A 17,311-nucleotide genomic window follows, 5' to 3' on the forward strand; every position below is an offset into this window, starting at 1 on the left:
CGGGAGCGCCGTCGTCCGCACCGTTGGTGCGGATCGTCCCTGGGCCAGGCGCCGTGTTGCCTTCCACGTCGCACCGGCGGAGACCGGCACCACCTCGCGTTCATGGTGGACGCCGAATACCCGTCGAGTTCCGCCCGGGTGGCGCCTACCCTCCTGGCATGGCCCACGCGAAGACCTCCTACGTCTGTCTGCCCTGCCGGGCCTCGTACAAGCAGCCCTACGACAGGGACAGACAGCGGGTCTGCCCCCGCTGCGCGCAGCCGCTGATCCACGTGGGCTCCGCCTTCGCAGCACCGCGCCGCCGGGACACCGCGGCCTGGCGGACGCTGTCCGTGCTGCTGCACGCCGGCGTCCGCTTCCACAAGAGCTGCTGCGGTGGCCCCGGATACCGCCCCCGCACCCTGAGCGAGGTCCGCGAGCGGATGACGTACGCCCGGCGCAGCGGCGAGCCCTTCGCGAAGTCACTCGTACGGTACGAGGTGCCCTCGTCCCCACCGCGCGGCTGAGACGAACGGCAGCGGACGAGAACCGGTTCCGGCGCGTGTGACGGAACCCGCGACGGACGATCGCGTTCTTCTGGCTGTCGTCACCGTCGTCGTGCACGGCACGGGTCATACTGGGAACATGCTCGTTCCCAGCGGCCAGCTTTCGCCGCTCCAACAACATCTGTTGCAGGAACTGGACCTGTGTGACCTCCCGGCGCCCGAAGGCGCGCCAGAGGCCTATCTCGCCCGAGACCTCGACACGGACGAGATCCGGGACGCCCTGCCCACCCTGGTGTGGGCCGGCCTTGTGGAGCGCCGGGACGGCGACCCGGACACCCTCGCGCTCACTCCGCTGGGAGCCGCGACCCTGCGTGCGGCGGAGTGCGACGAGCTGACGGCGCGCCTGAGCGCGGTGGCGGCCTTCGCCGACACCGTGTCCATGGGCGCGGAACCCCGCTCCGCCGGACTCGCTCTGAGACGTCTCGCGGAGGGGACGTGGACCCTGGAACAGGCGAAGTCCTACGTCCGTACGGGGGAGACGGGCGCCGGGCGCTCATGACTCGTCCGGCGGGCCGAAGTCCAGGACGACGCGGCGCCGTGCGCGCGCGGCCCCGGGCTGCGGCGGGAGCACGCCCGCCGAAATGAGGTCGGTGACGGTGACGACCGGTGAACTCACGATCTTCGCGGTGAGCGCCTGCTGTACGGGCGCGAGGTCGACCACCCGCCGAAGGACTGACAACAGGTCGATCAGCTCCTCCGTCCACTCCTTCGGCCACGACGTGACGTGGAGGTCGTCGAGCGGGCTCGTCTTCCGGCTGGTGGGGGAGGCCTTCCGGTAACCGAACCACTTCTTGACGACGTTCATCCCGCCGACTTCGTAGTTCCAGACCTCCGGCGGGACACCGGTGAACACCCCCGGACCTACGCGCAGAGTGCCGGTTTCCGCGTCATGGCCGAGCGTGTCCGGCACGATGGAGCCGATCCCCGTCTCGTACCGCACCTGTCGTGGGTCTCCCACCGGAAACGCGACGCTCTCGTGGTTCGGCTCCTGCCCGCCCGGAGGGGTGCCGGCATCGCCGTAGGTCGCCGCCCACAGGAACTCGCGACCGACGCGGACCGCTTCGCTCCACAACGCCGGGTCGCGAGTGAGGGGCAACCGGACGCCAGGGGTGAGCAGGTCCTCGTCGAAGTGCTCCGTGAAGCCCCCGTGCCCGGCGACGGCCACGGCGTAGGCGGCGAGGTCGTGCGCGGTCGGCTCGTCCATGTCGAGAGCACCGGCCAGGTACCGGAGCAGCCCCGTGGGAACGTTGGCGCCGCCGTCGGGATGGAGCACGGGGTGCACCCTTCCGCCCCGGCCGTTGAAGTGATGGGTGTCCGGTAACAGCGCGGTCGCCACCAGTGCGGGACCGCTGTCGATCTCGTGGCTGCTCTGTTGGTTGAGGAATATCTGCCCTTGCTGCAAGGACTCCCACAAGTCGGGCCGCGCGAAGTCGAGGACCCGATTGTCGGCGATGAGCCACTGACGGTCGAAACTGCGCAGGGAGATCCGCAGAAGTGCTGGTTGCGCGTCCTTCTCTTCCTCCATGCTTCGGTCAGGGTGCGGGAAACCCGACAGGCTCGTCGGCCGCGTGCTGAGCCGGCGGTCTCGTGTCTCTTTGAACAGGATGGATTTGACCTCGGGATCGTCCTCTGCGACGACACGTGCCCAGCGGCGCACGAGAACTGTCGGGGACGGTGAACTCACCCAGGAACGGTTGGCCTTGATGCCGGGACTGCCCCACGGAAACAGGTCCTCCAGCGCCGGGTAGTCGTCCCACCCCGACAAGGTCGCCGGAGTGAACGGCCGTACCCCCTGCGCGTGCGCGTCCCGCCAGCCCCCGTCGTCCAGGCTCACCTCTCGGAGCCGGGCGAACTTCTCGGCCCGCTTGCCCTGGAGCGCCCGGTAGTGAATGCGCGCCGCACGGCCGGGGTCGTGATCCGCCCGCCGTACGAACACGCAGATCGACAGCGGCTGGGCGACATGCGGGAACACGCGGGTGGCCACGTCCGAGCGCTGTCCCTCCGGCGACAGGTTGATGATCCATCCCTCGTCGCACGTTCTGCGGAGATACTCGCGCATGCCCCGCCCGGCAGGGCCGGTGGCGAACGCCGACGGCGTGATGAAGCAGACGACACCGTGCCGGTCGTCCCCATGGGCGTCGAAGACCTTCCAGGTGGCCCAGCGCCAGAAGTAGACGTACAGGTTCTTCAGCGCGTGCTCGTAACGGCCGTTGCCCGGATACCGGAAGTCGTCCAGGGGCGGACGGCCCTGCCCCTTCATCCGTTTCTCGATCCAGCCGCCGCGGTTCTCCGCCTTGTCGTCGTACGGCGGATTGGAGATGACCACGGTGACGGGGACGTTGGCCTTGACGTGGTTGGCGCGGGCGCGTGACACGGAGAGGGCCGCGTACGTCGAGGCGAGTTGCTCCTCCTGGACGTAGGGGTCGTCGAGCGTGTCCGTGACGTGGAGGTTCAGGCCGCCCGGCGGGAGTGGGGCACCGTGCTTCTTCAGCAGGTCGGCCGCGCGGAGTTCGGCGACGGCGAACGGGCCCATCTGGAGCTCGAAACCGTACAGTCGCCCGGCGAGCCGGCCGATCGCGTCGGGCGCCATGGCGTCGCCGTGCCGCTCGGCAGCCTGCCGCGCCACCCGCTCGATGACGGTGTGCAGATACGTGCCGGTGCCCATCGCGGGGTCGACGATGTGCACGCTCTCGTCGCCGTAGCCGCGTGTCTTGCCCAGGCGGGTGCGCAGCACCTCTTCGGCGAGCCGGACCATCTCCTCGACGACCTGGTGCGGGGTGTAGTACGAGCCGCTGCGCTGGCGCAGGCTGTCGTCGTAGACGGAGAGGAACGACTCGTAGAGGTGGAGGTAGGCGTCACGGTTGCCCTGCCGGATGGTCTCCCAGTCGACGGCCGCGACGGTACGGGAGAGGAGGTTCAGGGTCACTTCGAACCGCTCGTTGACGTTGTCGGTGAGCAGTTGGAGGGCTTTGCCCATCAGGGCGTGACCCGCGTTGAGACGGCGACCGATCTCGTGGAAGCTCGTGCCGGTGACCGGAATGTGCTCGGTGCGGGCGAGGAGCAGCGCGAAGGTGACGGTCTGGGCGTAACCGTCGGCGAAGGTCGCGTCGTCCGCCGTGGGGAAGAGCAGTCGGCGCCAGTCGCTCCTGAGGCCGGTGAAAGGGCGCTCGACCGTCGAGTCGGCGGCGTTCAGCCCGGCTTCGGCGCGCAGTTGTTCCCGCACGGCCTCGCGCAGCAGGCGGCACAGCGGAGCGATGTGCTGGACGAGTACCGAGACGCGACGGATCTCCGGCGGCTTCCAGCAGAGCACGGCCTGTGCCAGTGCGTCGAAGGCGGCGAGGTCGAAGGCCGTGAGCTTCTCCCCGGCGCTCTTCAAGGCCCCGGACAGCGTGACCTCGTCACCGATCTGCACGCCGTACTGGAAGACGCGCCAATGGGTGCCGTTGGTGTAGAGCAGGTTCGGGAGGTCGCGCAGTCGTTCCCACTGCCGCTTGTCGTGACCGGTGAAGGAGTTCGGATCGATGCTCTTTCCGGGCCGCTTCACCTCAATGTAACCGGTCACGTCCCTGCCGGCGCGTACGGCGTAGTCGGGCCGTACCCCCAGGTGCGGGATGCGGGTCTCCGGGTACCAGCCGATCTCGGGGCGGGCGTGGTGCGCGGCTATCGTGCGGAACAGCTGCTCCAGAGGAGTGCGGATGGCCGCCTCGCGGTCACCCGGGCCCAGCAGGTTCCGTTTGCATTCCGCGCCGTAGACGGAAACGGCCTCCTGGAGCCACTGAAGACGTGCGTCAGCCATGGATCGTCCCCCCATCGCCCCGGCCCCGGACGAGATCCGGGACCGACCCCTCAGGCGAAGTATGGGACAGTGCCGTCCCCCTGGGCAGGGGCGTGCAGGAGATCGGCCGAGGTGCGCCCCCGACAGGTGTTCTACGGACGGCACCTGTCGTGCCGGACGCACGCTCGCCGGAACAGTCGCTAGTCCTCCAGGCGAACCGGCATCAGGAGCGAGAAGGCGCCCTCGTCGTCGGGCCGGCGGATCGCGAGCGGTGCCGTGGGCGCGCCCACTTCGAGGATCAGTCCGTCCCGCGCTCCGGCGGTGAGCGCGTGCAGCAGGAAATCGCGGTTGACGGCCACGTCGTTCCGGTCGTCGTCACCGTCGTCGCACACGAGCACGGCTCCTTGCTCCGTCACCCGGAGCACGCTGAGGTCAACGGGCTCGCCGTCCTGCTCACGCGTTTCGCCCGCACGGATCGGACCGGTCTCCAAGGCCTCCCTGAAGGCCGCCGTGTCGACGTGGGCCCGGCGACCGGCCGGGAGTTGGATCAGACGGCGGTAGTCGGGGAACTCGTGGCCGAGGCTCCGGCCGGATGTCTGACGGTCGTCGGTCTCCAGCGTGACGCGGTCACCGTCCACCGTGAACCGGGCGGCCCCCTCGCCGGTCAGCAGAGCCCGCATCGCGTCGGCGAGCGGAAGGGGCACGACCACCTGTGTCCCGGACCCGGCGTGCCCGGTCGTGCGCGCTCGCGCGACGGCCATCCGGTAGCGGTCGGTGGCCACCAGGTGAAGCTCCTCGCCCTCGACGTCGAACAGGATCCCGCCGAGCATCGGCAGCTCGGTGTCGGTGCCGGCGGCGAACCGGACCGCGTCCAGCGCGGCGGCCAGCTCCGGCGCGGGGACGGACAGTCGGGTGACGGTGGTGCGGGGCGCGGTCATGGGGTGCTCCCTGTGGTCGAGTAGCGCTCGGAGTGCGGAGAACTCACTGCGGGCATCGGCCAGCCCCCGTTCGAGGCGGCGCAGGTGTGCCTGGAGGAGACCGCGCACCAGGTCCCCGTCCGCGCCGGCCCAGCCGGCCAGTACGAGCCTGATGTCGGCCAGCGGCATGCCCGCCCGGCGCAACCGGGCCAGCAGACGGACCTCCTCCAACTGCCCCGGCCCGTACCAGCGGTAGCCGCTGACGGGGTCCACCCAGGCGGGGACCAGTACTCCGGCACGGTCGTAGAACCGGAGCGCGCTGACGCCCAGTCCGCCGACCCGGGCCATCTCCCCGATGCTGCGCATGTCGTTCTCCACACTCGGAACCCTGATCCCTCGACAAGGTCGAGGGTCAACCCCGGCCACGGTCCAGGAGCGTTTCGTGACCGTCCCGGTCTCGAACCGGCTTGAGAGGAAAGCGCGGGCACCGTGTCCCCTCCACGCGGGACACGGTGCCGCGCAGTCGATGCCGCGGCGGCCGGGAAGCTGGTCAGATCCCGGAGAAGTCGGGGGCCCAGACGAGACGTAGGCCGATGCTGTCGGCAAGCGCGGTCCAGCGGGCCGCGGACGGGCGTTTCTCCAGCACCAGGACCGGATGTACGTCGGTGCGCGGAAACGCGCTCCGGAGCTGCTGGGCGTAGTCGAGGACCTGGCCGACACCCAAGCGGATCTGCTGGTCCTCGCGCGCCCCGGTGAGGCTTTTGACCTCGGCGACGAAGACGTCTTCACCACGTGACCACCCGGCGTCGAATTCCGGAGCACCGGAAGCGTACGTACACGCCTCGATGCCCTGGCGGTACAGGTGTGCGACGAGGGCTCCGACCGTTGCCTCGTGCGCCGCGGTCGCCTCGTCGAGGCGGCTGAGGTCCAGCGTGAGATCACCGGAGGCACGTCGGCCGGTCCTCCGCACACGGAGGGGACCGCCGAGAATGCGCGCTTCGGCCGTGGCGGCCGGAACGGGACGAACACGTCCCTTGCGCGCCTTTCTCAGCTCCAGGCACGGTGCGGGACGCCCTCGCAGCAGCTTCGAGAAGCCGTCTCCATCCACGACGCAGACGTGCCGTCCCCGGCTGCGTTCCGCCTCGGCGTCCACAAGGGTGCTGCTGTAGGCGCGGTTGTCGTCGATCACGACCTTGCTGGCCAGATCGCCGTAGACGACGAGGGTGACCTTCCGGGAGAAGTCGCTCTTGGAAGTCGCGCCTTGCTGCCCGGCTCTCTCTGCGCAGTGCGTTCTGACCCTCCACTCGCCGTCGACGAGAACACGACCCGTGAAGCAGATCGTCCTCCCGTTGAGTCCGTGAACGGTTCCTCGGCATGGCCGGTCCGGCACGGGGACCACCTCCTCACTCGTCGTCCGGCGACAGCCAGCCGATGTGCCGCAGAACGGGCACGACCCGGAAGCGGACGAAGGCGACCACCGGTGTCTCGTCGTCCGCGGCGGGAAAGAACAAGGCGTGCTGGAGGGGCTTCTCGTGCTGCGGGTCGTCCAGATCCACAGGAGGCAGATCCGGTCGGTCGAACGCGGCCTCCAGCCTGACCCCCTCCCGAGCGGTCAGCTCTTCGAGACGGGGCAGCCCCATGACGTTCGCGAGGTCCCATGTGGTGAGGGACTTCTTGATCCGTGGCCTCTCCTGCGCGTCGACGTACGTGGGGAACACCATGACGCGCAGTTCCCCAGGCCTGGTGGAGAGGCTTATCCCGGTGCGCAGCCGGTTGTGCAGATTGGAGAGGGCCGCCGGCATCTCGGGGACGACCGTGGGCTTGTGGAGCACCAGATCGCGTTCGCCGTTCGCCCAGTGGTTGTCGTGCACCGCCAGGGAGGGCTGACCCGGGAGACGCAGCCCCCACTCGACGGCGCTCGTCCGGGACATTTCTCCGGAGCAAGTCGTTCCGTTCCTCGGCGGGACCCTTCTGGTGTTCCGGGTCAGCGTGAGGTCGTTCAATAACCGCATGAGTGATGTTTCCTCCGAAAGATTCCGATACGCATTCAGTTCCTCCGTGCCAGATCCAACGCCGCCACCCCGACGAACCAATCCAGTACTTCACGGATCTCGTCACCGTGCTCCGCGAAGACACCGACCGGGAAGGACGGGCGCAGCTCCAGCTTCGCCGCGGGCAGCTCGATGCCCGCGATCTTGTTCAGGCGGTGCAGGAGTTCCCGGCGCTGCTCCGTGTCGTCGAAGGGGCGGCGGGTCTTCAGGTGCTGGAAGACCACCTCGACCGTTCCGCTGACGGGATAGACGGCGATCGGCCACATCAGATGTGCTCGGCGGCTGGCTCCGAGGTCCAGCATGGGGAAGCAACTCGTTTCCTCGTACCGGCCGTACGTCACGTGGCCGCCCTGGCGGCGCCAGAAGTCGAGGGTCGCCACGACTCCGGCGTATGCGGCGGGCCAGTTCTCCCGCAACTGCGTATGGAACCGCTCGGCCGCCGCCGCGTCCTCCCCCTCGGGGAGCGGATCGTGGACGGCGGGCTGCGCCACGTCCCTGCCGAGGAGGGTGGCAAGCTCGGCGGCGGACAGGCGTTGGGAGGAGTGGGCCCGCCCGAGGGAGTCGAAGCGTACCCCCTCACTCGCCAGCAGCTCCTGCGGCGGCAGACGATCACTGTCGTCCGTCCAGCGGAACGAAGGGGAGACCCGCCCCTCCACGGTGAGCACCCGGTAGGCACCGAGAAGGTTCGTGTTGGCGCCGAGATAGGCTCCGACGGGCTTCGGGTGGCTGCCGATCAGCTCCGCGACGTCGCCGTACGTCGTCCAGGTGCCGCTCGGCATCGCCACCAGGGCGGCCCGCAACTCGATCCAGGCCGGCGATTCCTCGCCGGTCGGCCTGACGCCTCCGATCGGACCGGGCCACAGTTCCACGGCGCGATCGGCGAGACGGTCGGCGCGTTCCAGGATCTGCGTCTTGCCCCAGCGCTGTGCCGAGGAGATCTCGAGGTTCATGCGCAGCGCGCTGGAGTCCAGGATCTGCTGCTTGCGCTCGAAGGGGTGGTTGGAGAGCTTGGCGTTGTCGCCGGTCAGCGTCAGGTTGCCGAGCGTGTGCACCAGCAGGTCGTGCAGCTCCTGCGGGGTCTGGTTCGGCTCCGTCTCCTCGGCGAGCAGGTCGAACCACGCCGGCGCGGGACGCTGGGGCAGGACGTGCTCCACGCTGAGGGAGGCCTTGGCGAAGTCCACGGGCTCGGAGGCGGCGTAGCTCTCCTCCAGGCGGCGCAGGACGTAGCCGCGCTGGGGAGGGCGCCCGGCCCAGTAGAACGGCTTGGTACGGACCGCCCCGCGCAGTTCCTCGTCGCTCGGCCAGCGCCGCCGTCGGCCGGACAGGAACCGCCTCACCGCCTCGGGAGCCAGTCGGTCGGTCTCGAGCTCCTTCGGCGCTTCCATGAAGATGCGGTTGAGGCCGCTCGTCGGTGTCTGACAGATCAGCCGTCGCACCAGATAGGACTCGACGTAGACCAGGGCCTGCGCCACGTCGTCCGGGGTCGTCCGGCCGGCGTCGAGGAGGTCCAGCAGGTGCAGGGTGAGCGGGTAGTGCGTCTGACCACCCCAGGCGGCCAGCCGCTCGAGGACCGCCCGAAGGACGGGGGACCGCTCACGCGTGGGTTCGACGATCCGCAGGAACCGCCCGGCGCGTTCGGAGAGTTGCTCGATCTCGTGCTGCAACGCGTCCTCGTCACCGGCCAGCGGATGGAGTCGTTTCTGCTGCTCGCGGTAGATCTCACTCTGCTTGGTCTTGTAGTGGCCGCGTACCACCAGGTCGAGCCAGACCAGGGTTTCGAGGTGCTTCGGACCGAGGCTCTGCTGCATGGGCAGCCACAGCTCCTGGTAGATCCGTTCGCCCCGCTTGGGCAGCAGCATGAAGACGTAGTTGCGCAGCAGGTCGCTCTGACTGAGGCCGACGCCCGTGTTGTTGATCGACTCGAAGATCCGGTACACGTTGTCGCCCGGCTCGGCGGTGATCTCCACGATGGAGAGCAGGTCCTTGAGCGCCGTCTCGACCGTGGCGGCCCACTGCTCGCCACCCGCCTCATGGCCTTCGGTCAGCGCACCGCGGAAGAACCGGTAGGCGGCCCCGATGTTGTCGCCTCCGCCGGCGTCCGCCCGGGACCGGACACAGGCGGTGTACGCGTCCCGGTCCGCCTGGGTGGGCAGCAGCCGGTAGTGGTCCGCGCCCTCGTGGAACTCGTTGACCAGCATCTGGCGGTGCACCCGGTCCACCCCGCGCGCATCGCCCGTCTCCTTCAGGTGATCACGCAGCGCGGTGAACGCCAGCATCAGCGTGGTCAGCCGCTGCTGTCCGTCCACCACCAGCCACCTCTGCACCCCGCCCGCCTGGATCTGACCGGGTGCGAGCACCACGGAGCCGAGGAAGTGCGGCGCGGTCGGCTCACCGGCCAGGTGCTGGTCGACGAGTTCCCCGATGTCCTCCCACAGCCGTTCCAGCTGTTCCCTGCCCCAGCTGTACGTGCGCTGATAGAGCGGCACCTGGAACTGCTTGTCCCCTTGGACGAGCTTCAGGAAGCTGATTTCCTGGGCGCGCATGCGCATCCTTTCCACGCGATACCCCTGACAGGGGGCGTGAGTCGAGCCCGTCCACGTCCCGCTGTCTCGCGGCACGCCGGGAATCGCCTTGATCCGTCCATCCGGAACACTCCGGAACACGATGTTACGGAGTCGAGTCCTCTGTGTCGGTGTCAAAGGACGCATGGCCCCGGGGGGCATCGCCGTCCCAGCTCGTCGGGGGCTCACCGAAGATGACTCGTGCAGACTTGATCGTCAGGCGTCCGAGGACGTGGTTGCCGCCCGCACCGAGCGCGGCACCGATGCCGAGCGGCACCTGCTTGCTCAGCACCAGGACCCCCTGCTGCGTCCCGTACTTGGTGATGAACCGCGGGCCCAGCACCTTGTTGGCCCGGTTGATCGCGCTCATGGGGATCGCGCTGACGATGCGCCGTGCCCAATACGGGCCGGTGCGCCCGACGGCCTTGTCCAGAGCCCTTATCGCTCCGTCGCCGAGGAGGACGGTCAGGACCAGGAGCTTGCGTCGCTCGAGGTCCTCGGGGTGCGTGCCGTGAACCTCGGCCAGCGACAGCGTGTAGAGCACTGACGCCTCGGTGAAGAGCATGATGTCGGCCAGAGCCGTCGGGATCCCGGCACCGGGCACGATCCCTGCCGCGCCGGACGCTCCTCCGGACGTGGTGATACCGGTGAGGTAGTAGCGATTCAGCCGACGGATCAGCTCCTGTGGAGTGTCGTCGGGGTGGACTCGGCGCAGACGCTCGACGTTTTTCCTCGCCAGCGGTTGCTGGGCGACCAACGCCTTCTCGAAGGCCTGTTGGATCAGGCTTTTGGCGTCGTCGGCCTTGCTCATGGGGTTCTGGTCCTCTCGGATCGCGAGCGCATCGGAGGCGTCGGTATACGGCCGAGCCCGAAGTGGGCTCGACCGGTTCCGGGGCCGACCGCGCATGGTGTCGTGCAACGCCGGACGCGGCCGCCCGGTTTCAGGGCGCACCGGTGACGATTCCGTTTTCCCGTGAGGGCCGGTAGGCGCCGGGCCGGGCTCGTTGACGTCGTGGGTGAGCTGCGCTTCCGTCAACTGGGGCGACGAGCCGCTCACTTGTCTGTGTGCGGAGCTGCTGCCTTTCCCCGTGTGACGTCGGGCACCAGCTTGGTGTGTCTCGTGAACTAAGTCAACACCTAGGTGTGAGGTGGTGGGGGGCGCCTGGCTTGAAGTCGTCGACAGTCGACCGGAGGCCCGGGTGGCCCCTCTTCGGTGGCCGCCCGTGCGGATGTCGCCATGGCGGGGTGGCAGCCTCGGTTGCTGATACGCTCGCGCTGTGTGCTCAGTTCACAGTCGAGCTCTTGGCGTGGGGGCGCCATGCCGCCGGGCTCGTGGTGGTCAGGGCGGGATGGCCGGAGGGGCCACCGGATGGCCCTCGGAAGCAGTGGTGGGGTGGGCGAGTGAATCAGGATGAGCGCGGGCCGGGCGAAGGCCTGCGACCGGTCGGTTCTGTCTACCAGTACGACGACGGCTTGTACGTACGGGTGGACGACGTCGTGCCCTACGTGCCGGCGGACGCCGAGGGCGGGCAGGGGCACCGGGAAGGTGACGACCTGGTGCGCTGCACCCTGCACCTGAGCAACGGTACCGGAGGGCCGCTCGACGTCGACGGCATCACCCTTCTGGTGCGGGGAGGGCCGTACGGCAAGACGGGCCGCCAGGTGCGGGACCGCAGCGGTGACGTGCTCGACGGCGAACTCGAGGGCACCCTGCGCGCGGGGCGTAGGGTCTCCGTCACATGGGCCTACAGCATCCCGGCCGGTACCGCCGATGACCTGGACATCGAGGTCCGCTTTCCGGGCCGCGGCCGGGAGAGCGTCACGTTCGGCACGGCGTCGGCCGTTGCGGCGATGGTCGCCGAACGCCCTGAACCGATGGCGTTCGACCAGTCCGTACTGTTCGGTGAGCGGCAGGAGTCACTGTTCGCGGACCTGGACGACACCACGGAGCCCCTGGCCGGGACCGTCCACGCCGTCTCGGCCACGGGCCGGCGACGGACGACCGCCCCGACCGCGCCCGACGCGGCTCCGGCCCGGTCGGCCGCTCCTGGCCGCCCGGTCGCCCGATCGCTGGACGCGGAGGCCTCCGCCGGCGGTCTGGACGCCGCTCGCGTCCGGCAGATCTTCCGGTTCCTCGCCGAGGCCGAGGAGTCGAAGACCCGCCCCGTCCGCACGCTCGACGGGGCGGCCGGCACCGTGTGGTTCGACGAGTTGCCGGACAACGACGGCGTCGAGGTGATGATCGACGGAGCTCTCGCGGGCGACGACCCGGCCTGGCTGACCGTCGCCCGCCCCGAACGCGAGGACGCGCCGCATCCCGACGCCCTGCTCGCGCCCTGGGTGGACGAGACGCGGATCCGTGACTTCAAGGAGCCTCGAGCCCCCCACCTGCGTCGGCGGATCGAACCCGAGTTCCCCGACTGGTCCCAGGGCATCCCGCTCGGCAAGACCTACCACGAGCTGGACGAACACCCTCGGCGGGAGAAGATCGAGAAGCTGTACGCCGCCTGGGAGCAGGAATGGCTCACCTGGGCGGAACGGCGCCGCGAGATCGACCCCCTGGTCAAGCTGTACGACCGACTGCACAAGATGCACGAGGACGCCGCAGGCCTCGGTGAGGCGTACGAACTCGTACTCGGGCTGGGCCGGCTCACCTGGCAGACGACTACCGGACAGCGGGTGGAACGGCATCTCATCACCCACCGCGCCACCATCCGGCTCGACCCGTCCACCGGTACGCTCACCGCCGCACCCGACCCCACCGGCCCGGGCCTGGAACTCGAAGAAGGCATGCTCGAAGGGGCCCAGCACGTGCCGGGCACCGTGCGCGAGTCGATCGTCGAAGTGCTCGAAGGCGCCTCGGACGTGACCGACCCCGAACACCTCGATGCCGTACACACCGCCCTGCGCAGCTGGACCAACGCCGCCCACAGTGCCGGAAGCTACGCCCCGACCGTCGAGCGCGCCAAGCCGCGCAGCCTCGACGTCCCGCAGGTGGGGCTCACTCCCGCCCTCGTCCTGCGTGAGCGCAGCCGCCGCTCCACCATGGACGCGCTCAAGGCCATCGCCCGGCAGATCGACTCCGGCACGCCGCCCACCGCGCTGCTCGGTTACATCGCGGGCCGGGACGGCGTGCTGACCGCGGCGGATCTCGCGGCGGCGGAAGGCGACGAGACGGCGCAGGGTGGCGACGAGATGTACTTCGCGCTGCCCGCCAACGAGGAGCAGCGCACCATCGCCGAGCGCCTGCGCGCCAATCGGCTCGTCGTCGTTCAGGGACCGCCCGGCACCGGCAAGACGCACACCATCGCCAACCTGGTCACCGACCTGCTCGCCCAGGGCAAGCGGGTTCTCATCACCAGCCACACCTCACGCGCCCTGCGTGTGCTGCGTGACAAGCTGCCCGAATCCGTCCGAGACCTGTGCGTGAGCCGCACCGAGGACGGTACGGCCGCCCAGCGGGAGCTGGAGGCGTCCGTGCAGCGGATCCTCGGGGAGTACGCGGGTTACGACGAGAAGGCCTCGGGCAAGCAGATCCGTGCCCTTCAGACGCGGCTCGCCCAGGCCCGCACCGCTCAGCAGGCCATGCTGCGCGACCTCGCCGTGCTGCGGGAGCAGGAGACCCACCGCTTCGAGGCGGAGATCGGTGACTACAGCGGTAGCCTGCAGGAGATCGCCGAGCGCCTCACCGCGGAGGCGGGACGGTACGACTGGCTGGGCCCGGTCCCGCAGGAACAGCCCGCCCTGAGCGCTGACGAGGCCCTGCGCCTGCTGCACACCACCCGTGCGTACACCCCGCATCACCAGGCCTTGGCGGCAGAGGTGCCCGGCCCCTCCGACCTGCCGGGTCCCGGCGACTTCGAGGAGGCCGTACGCATCGTACGGTCGGCCGAGGAAGCACACGCGGCCGCGCGTCAGGACCCGCTGTGCGCGGAGTACGACACGGCCGTGAGAAGCCTCGGTGAGGGGGAACGACAGCGGTTGTCCTCGGCGCTCGACGCCTTCTCCACCGCCCGCGCCCGAGCCGCCGCCCTCGCGGCCGCGGCCGGTGATTGGGCCACGGTCCTCCTCAGGGAAGTGACCGAGGGGCAGGACTGGCAGGCACGCAGTCGGCGGGACGCCGTCAGCGAGACCTTGACCGCCGTCGACGGCTCGCTCGCCGTCCTGAGTACGGCCATGGTCAGCGGTCTGGAACAGTACGACCCGGCCACGGCACTCGCCCAGGTCACCGCACTGCACGACGGCCTCGGCCAGGGACAGAAGCTGCGCGGTCCCCTCGGCATGCGATCCAAGCTGGCGAAGACGGTCGGCGCGTTCGTGGAGAACGTGCGGGTCGACGGCCGGGCGCCGGAGGACGTCCCGACATCGGCCGTCGTCCTCGCCCGTGTCCGACTGGAACTGCGTCTGGCCCAGGTGGAGTCCGAGTGGGGAACGCCCGTCGCCGCGTGGCAGGGACTCGGGCCGCGCCTCGCGAGACTGCGGCAGGACGCGGAGGCGCTGGACGCGCTGCTCGCGGTCGTCGCCGCCCGCACCGACGTGCTGACCGCCGCGGCCACCTCCCCGGTGCTCGCGGTCGCCACCTGGCACGACCCGTCGGTCGAGAACGCCGTACGCGTCCTGCTGCGCGCGTCGTCCACGCTGTGCGCCGCCGAGCAATCACGCAAGGTCATCGCGGACGCCGAGGAACTGCTGCGCGCCTGGGGCGACCGCTCCGGTGTGTCGCCCGCCGTGGTGCGCGCTCTCGGCACCGTCCGCGACCGTGACCCCGATGGCTATCGTGCTTTCAGCGACGAGCTGGCCGAGGTGCGCGAGGCCGTCCGGCTGCGGGCCGAGCAGGACGTGGCCCTCACACGTGTCCGCGAGGCGTTTCCGATCCTCGCGGACCGTATCTCGAGCACACACGCGGACAGCGAGTGGGACAGCAGACTGCCGTCGCTCGCCCAGGCCTGGGCCTGGTCCGCGTGGCGCGACCGCATGGAGCGGCTGACCGACCCCGAGGCCGAGCGAGCTCTGCGCCGACGGCTGACGGAGGCCGACGACGAGGCCCGCATCATGCTCGCACGGCTCGCCGCCGCCCGCGCCTGGCACCGCTGCCTCGGGCTGCTCACCGGTGACCAGTCCCGGGCGCTCAGCGCCTACCAGCAGGCCGCACGCCGCATCAAGGGCAAGTACCAGCACCGCTATCGGCGCGACGCGCAGGCCGCCCTGCGCAAAGCACAGGCGGCGGTGCCGGCCTGGATCATGCCTCTGCACCAGGTCGCCGAGACCGTACCCATGGACAGGCCGGGCCTGTTCGACGTCGTCATCGTCGACGAGGCCAGCCAGTCCGGCCTTGAGGCCATGCTGCTGAGCTGGCTCGCCGATCGCATGGTCGTCGTCGGCGACAGCAAGCAGGTCAGTCCGTCCAATGTCGGCCTCAAGCAGGACGAGTACTTCCACCTCAGGGATCGCCTGCTCACCACGCTGGAACCGGACGTCCGCAGTCTGTTCGGACCCGACTCCAGCTTCTTCGACCTCACGGAAGCGCTCTCGGCGGGCCGCGGCACGCTCATGCTCAAGGAGCACTTCCGGTGCATGCCGGAGATCATCTCCTTCTCCAACGACCTCTGCTACGACCGTCGCCTGCTGCCCCTGCGGCAGTACGGCGCCGACCGGCTGCCCCCGGTCCGCACGGTGCACGTCGAGACCGGCGAAGCCGTCGGTACCAACGCCCGGCTGACCAACGTCGCCGAGGCCGAGGCCCTTGTCGACGCGATCGTGCGCTGCTGTGAGGACCCCGCCTACGACGGGAAGACCATGGGCGTCGTCAGCCTCCGTGCGAGCAAGGGGCATCTGACGGAGCTGGAGAACCTGCTTGCCGAGCGCCTCGACTACGAACAGCGCGAGGCACGGCGCATCCGGGTCGGGGATGCCGAGGACTTCCAGGGCGACGAGCGACACGTCATGTTCGTCTCGTTCGTCAACTCGGCCACCACGGCCGGCGGAGCGGTCCCGGGCGGCTTCAACGGCAAGACCTACGAGCAGCGCATCAACGTGGCGGCCTCGCGGGCACAGGACCAGGTATGGGTGTTCCACAGCGCGCGGGCCGAACAGTTCCACGAGAACGATCTGCGCCGACGGTGGCTCGATCACCTCACCCGCCCCGCGGAGGAGGACATCGTCGCGGTCGAGGGGGAGGTCCTTCCCGATGTCCGGCACGAAGCGTTCGACAGCCTGTTCCAGCAGCAGGTGTACCTGGAATTGAAGGCACGGGGGCACCGGGTCCGCCCGGGATACAAGGTGGGTCGCCATACGATCGACCTGGTCGTCGAGGGCGGAACGCGTCGCCTTGCGGTCGCCTGCGACGGGGACGCCTTCGCCGAGGGCGAGGACGCCTCCACCGCGGCCGCCAGACAGCGCGATCTGGAACGTGTCGACTGGACGTTCGTCCGGATCCGGGGCAGCCGCTTCCACCTCGACCGCGAGCAGGCGCTGGCCCCTCTGTGGACCGAGCTGGAACGGTTGGGCATCGAACCGGTCGGGCGGGAGCCGGAAGATCCCGGTGCCGCCGCCGACGCGGCGTTCGGAGGGCCGGAGACGGCCGGTGCCGCGGCGGCCGGCGGTGAGGCGGCAAAGGAGGGGCGTGTGACCCGGGCCGGCGCGGTCGCCCGGGCCGAGGCCGGTGGTGCTTCCGTGGTCGGTGACGGTGTGCCGTCTGAACTGCAGGACCCGTCGAGCCATGAGGCCGGGAGTCGGGACACGACACGGGCGCCGGCCCCCGCCGCCGCCCTGGGAACGGTGCCCGCGCCCAGGGCCACGGACCCGCGCGAGCCTCTTGGCGGTCAGGCCCGAGGAACGACGCCTGCTCCGGCGCAACCGCGTGTCGTGACGCCGGAGAGAGGGCAACCCACTACCGCGCGAAAGGCCGAAGTGGCGCCTGTCGTACAGCAGGCGGGCCCTGCCAGGCCGGTGATGTCCGCCCCGGCCGGTCAGGGTCCCCTGCCGGTCCGGGAGATTCCCGCCGCGGCCTTCCAACGGCTGGTGCGTGAAGTGCAGCAACTGCAGGCGGCGGTCGACGCTCCCTACGAGACCCCCGCGGGACCGGACGCGGCCCAGCTGGTCTTCCTCAGGAAGACCCAGGTCGAACAGCGCGACCGACGCGCCAAGCGCCTCGCCTTCCTGCGGACCTTCCTCGACGCTGTCGGCGTCGGGAGGGAAGGGGCCGTCCCCGAGATCGTGATCCCGGGCGCGCTGCTCCGTCTGGAGTTCGACGGCCAGGTGGACGAGGACACTCTGTACACGATCGCCGAACTGCCCACCGAGGAGGCGGACATCGTTTCTCCGTCCTCCCCGCTCGGCCACGCGCTGTCCTGGCAGCCGGCGGGGCGCGAGATCTCGTACGACGCGTCCCAGGGCAGGACGCGCACGGTCGTCGTGCGGGAGATCCGCGTCTGACCGCGGCAACGGCACCCCGAGCGGACGG

The 17,311-nt window shown here is 69.9% G+C and carries 9 protein-coding genes; 3 read left to right on the forward strand and 6 right to left on the reverse strand.

Going from position 1 to position 17,311, the window contains the following annotated elements; all coding sequences use genetic code 11:
* Positions 1-158: 158 nt before the first annotated feature.
* Together CP977_RS30050 and CP977_RS30055 are read left to right on the forward strand one after the other, a co-directional pair.
* Positions 159-506: a deoxyxylulose-5-phosphate synthase gene (locus CP977_RS30050; protein ID WP_152371135.1), complete on the forward strand. Its 348-nt coding sequence runs from the start codon at positions 159-161 to the stop codon at positions 504-506.
* Between the two features lie 118 nt (positions 507-624).
* Complete coding sequence (locus tag CP977_RS30055; protein ID WP_152371136.1) at positions 625-1,044, forward strand: hypothetical protein; 420 nt, start codon at positions 625-627, stop codon at positions 1,042-1,044.
* Here CP977_RS30055 and CP977_RS34510 read toward each other — a convergent pair.
* The 6 genes from CP977_RS34510 to CP977_RS30090 form a co-directional block, all read right to left on the reverse strand.
* Entirely contained in the window at positions 1,039-4,341 is a 3,303-nt protein-coding gene (locus CP977_RS34510) for a type ISP restriction/modification enzyme (protein WP_183953259.1), read from the reverse strand. The genes CP977_RS30055 and CP977_RS34510 overlap by 6 nt on opposite strands.
* A 179-nt stretch (positions 4,342-4,520) precedes the next feature.
* The gene (locus CP977_RS30070; protein WP_152371137.1) at positions 4,521-5,603 is read right to left on the reverse strand and encodes a DNA polymerase III subunit beta family protein; all 1,083 of its coding nucleotides are present in this window, start codon (positions 5,601-5,603) and stop codon (positions 4,521-4,523) included.
* 184 nt (positions 5,604-5,787) lie between these two features.
* Entirely contained in the window at positions 5,788-6,627 is an 840-nt protein-coding gene (locus tag CP977_RS30075) for a BRCT domain-containing protein (protein WP_229991454.1), read from the reverse strand.
* 13 nt (positions 6,628-6,640) lie between these two features.
* Positions 6,641-7,168: a hypothetical protein gene (locus CP977_RS30080; protein ID WP_229991453.1), complete on the reverse strand. Its 528-nt coding sequence runs from the start codon at positions 7,166-7,168 to the stop codon at positions 6,641-6,643.
* Positions 7,169-7,284: 116 nt separating this feature from the next.
* Positions 7,285-9,831, reverse strand: a complete 2,547-nt coding sequence (locus CP977_RS30085) for a GmrSD restriction endonuclease domain-containing protein (protein WP_152371139.1) — start codon at positions 9,829-9,831, stop codon at positions 7,285-7,287.
* A gap of 124 nt (positions 9,832-9,955) precedes the next feature.
* The gene (locus CP977_RS30090; protein WP_152371140.1) at positions 9,956-10,660 is read right to left on the reverse strand and encodes a hypothetical protein; all 705 of its coding nucleotides are present in this window, start codon (positions 10,658-10,660) and stop codon (positions 9,956-9,958) included.
* A 590-nt stretch (positions 10,661-11,250) separates the two neighbouring features.
* Between CP977_RS30090 and CP977_RS30095 the strand changes: the two genes are divergently transcribed.
* Positions 11,251-17,283, forward strand: a complete 6,033-nt coding sequence (locus CP977_RS30095; RefSeq protein ID WP_152371141.1) for an AAA domain-containing protein — start codon at positions 11,251-11,253, stop codon at positions 17,281-17,283.
* Positions 17,284-17,311 lie beyond the last annotated feature (28 nt).

The sequence above is a fragment of the Streptomyces cinereoruber genome (assembly GCF_009299385.1).
In the GTDB taxonomy this organism is placed as follows: Bacteria; Actinomycetota; Actinomycetes; order Streptomycetales; family Streptomycetaceae; genus Streptomyces; species Streptomyces bikiniensis.

What these genes read in the sequence shown, in the direction of transcription:
- CP977_RS30090 (WP_152371140.1), bottom strand. Translation starts at nt 10,660, where the DNA reads ATGAGCAAGGCCGACGACGCCAAAAGCCTGATCCAACAGGCCTTCGAG.
- CP977_RS30050 (WP_152371135.1), top strand. Translation starts at nt 159, where the DNA reads ATGGCCCACGCGAAGACCTCCTACGTCTGTCTGCCCTGCCGGGCCTCG.
- CP977_RS34510 (WP_183953259.1), bottom strand. Translation starts at nt 4,341, where the DNA reads ATGGCTGACGCACGTCTTCAGTGGCTCCAGGAGGCCGTTTCCGTCTAC.
- CP977_RS30080 (WP_229991453.1), bottom strand. Translation starts at nt 7,168, where the DNA reads ATGTCCCGGACGAGCGCCGTCGAGTGGGGGCTGCGTCTCCCGGGTCAG.
- CP977_RS30070 (WP_152371137.1), bottom strand. Translation starts at nt 5,603, where the DNA reads ATGCGCAGCATCGGGGAGATGGCCCGGGTCGGCGGACTGGGCGTCAGC.
- CP977_RS30055 (WP_152371136.1), top strand. Translation starts at nt 625, where the DNA reads ATGCTCGTTCCCAGCGGCCAGCTTTCGCCGCTCCAACAACATCTGTTG.
- CP977_RS30085 (WP_152371139.1), bottom strand. Translation starts at nt 9,831, where the DNA reads ATGCGCGCCCAGGAAATCAGCTTCCTGAAGCTCGTCCAAGGGGACAAG.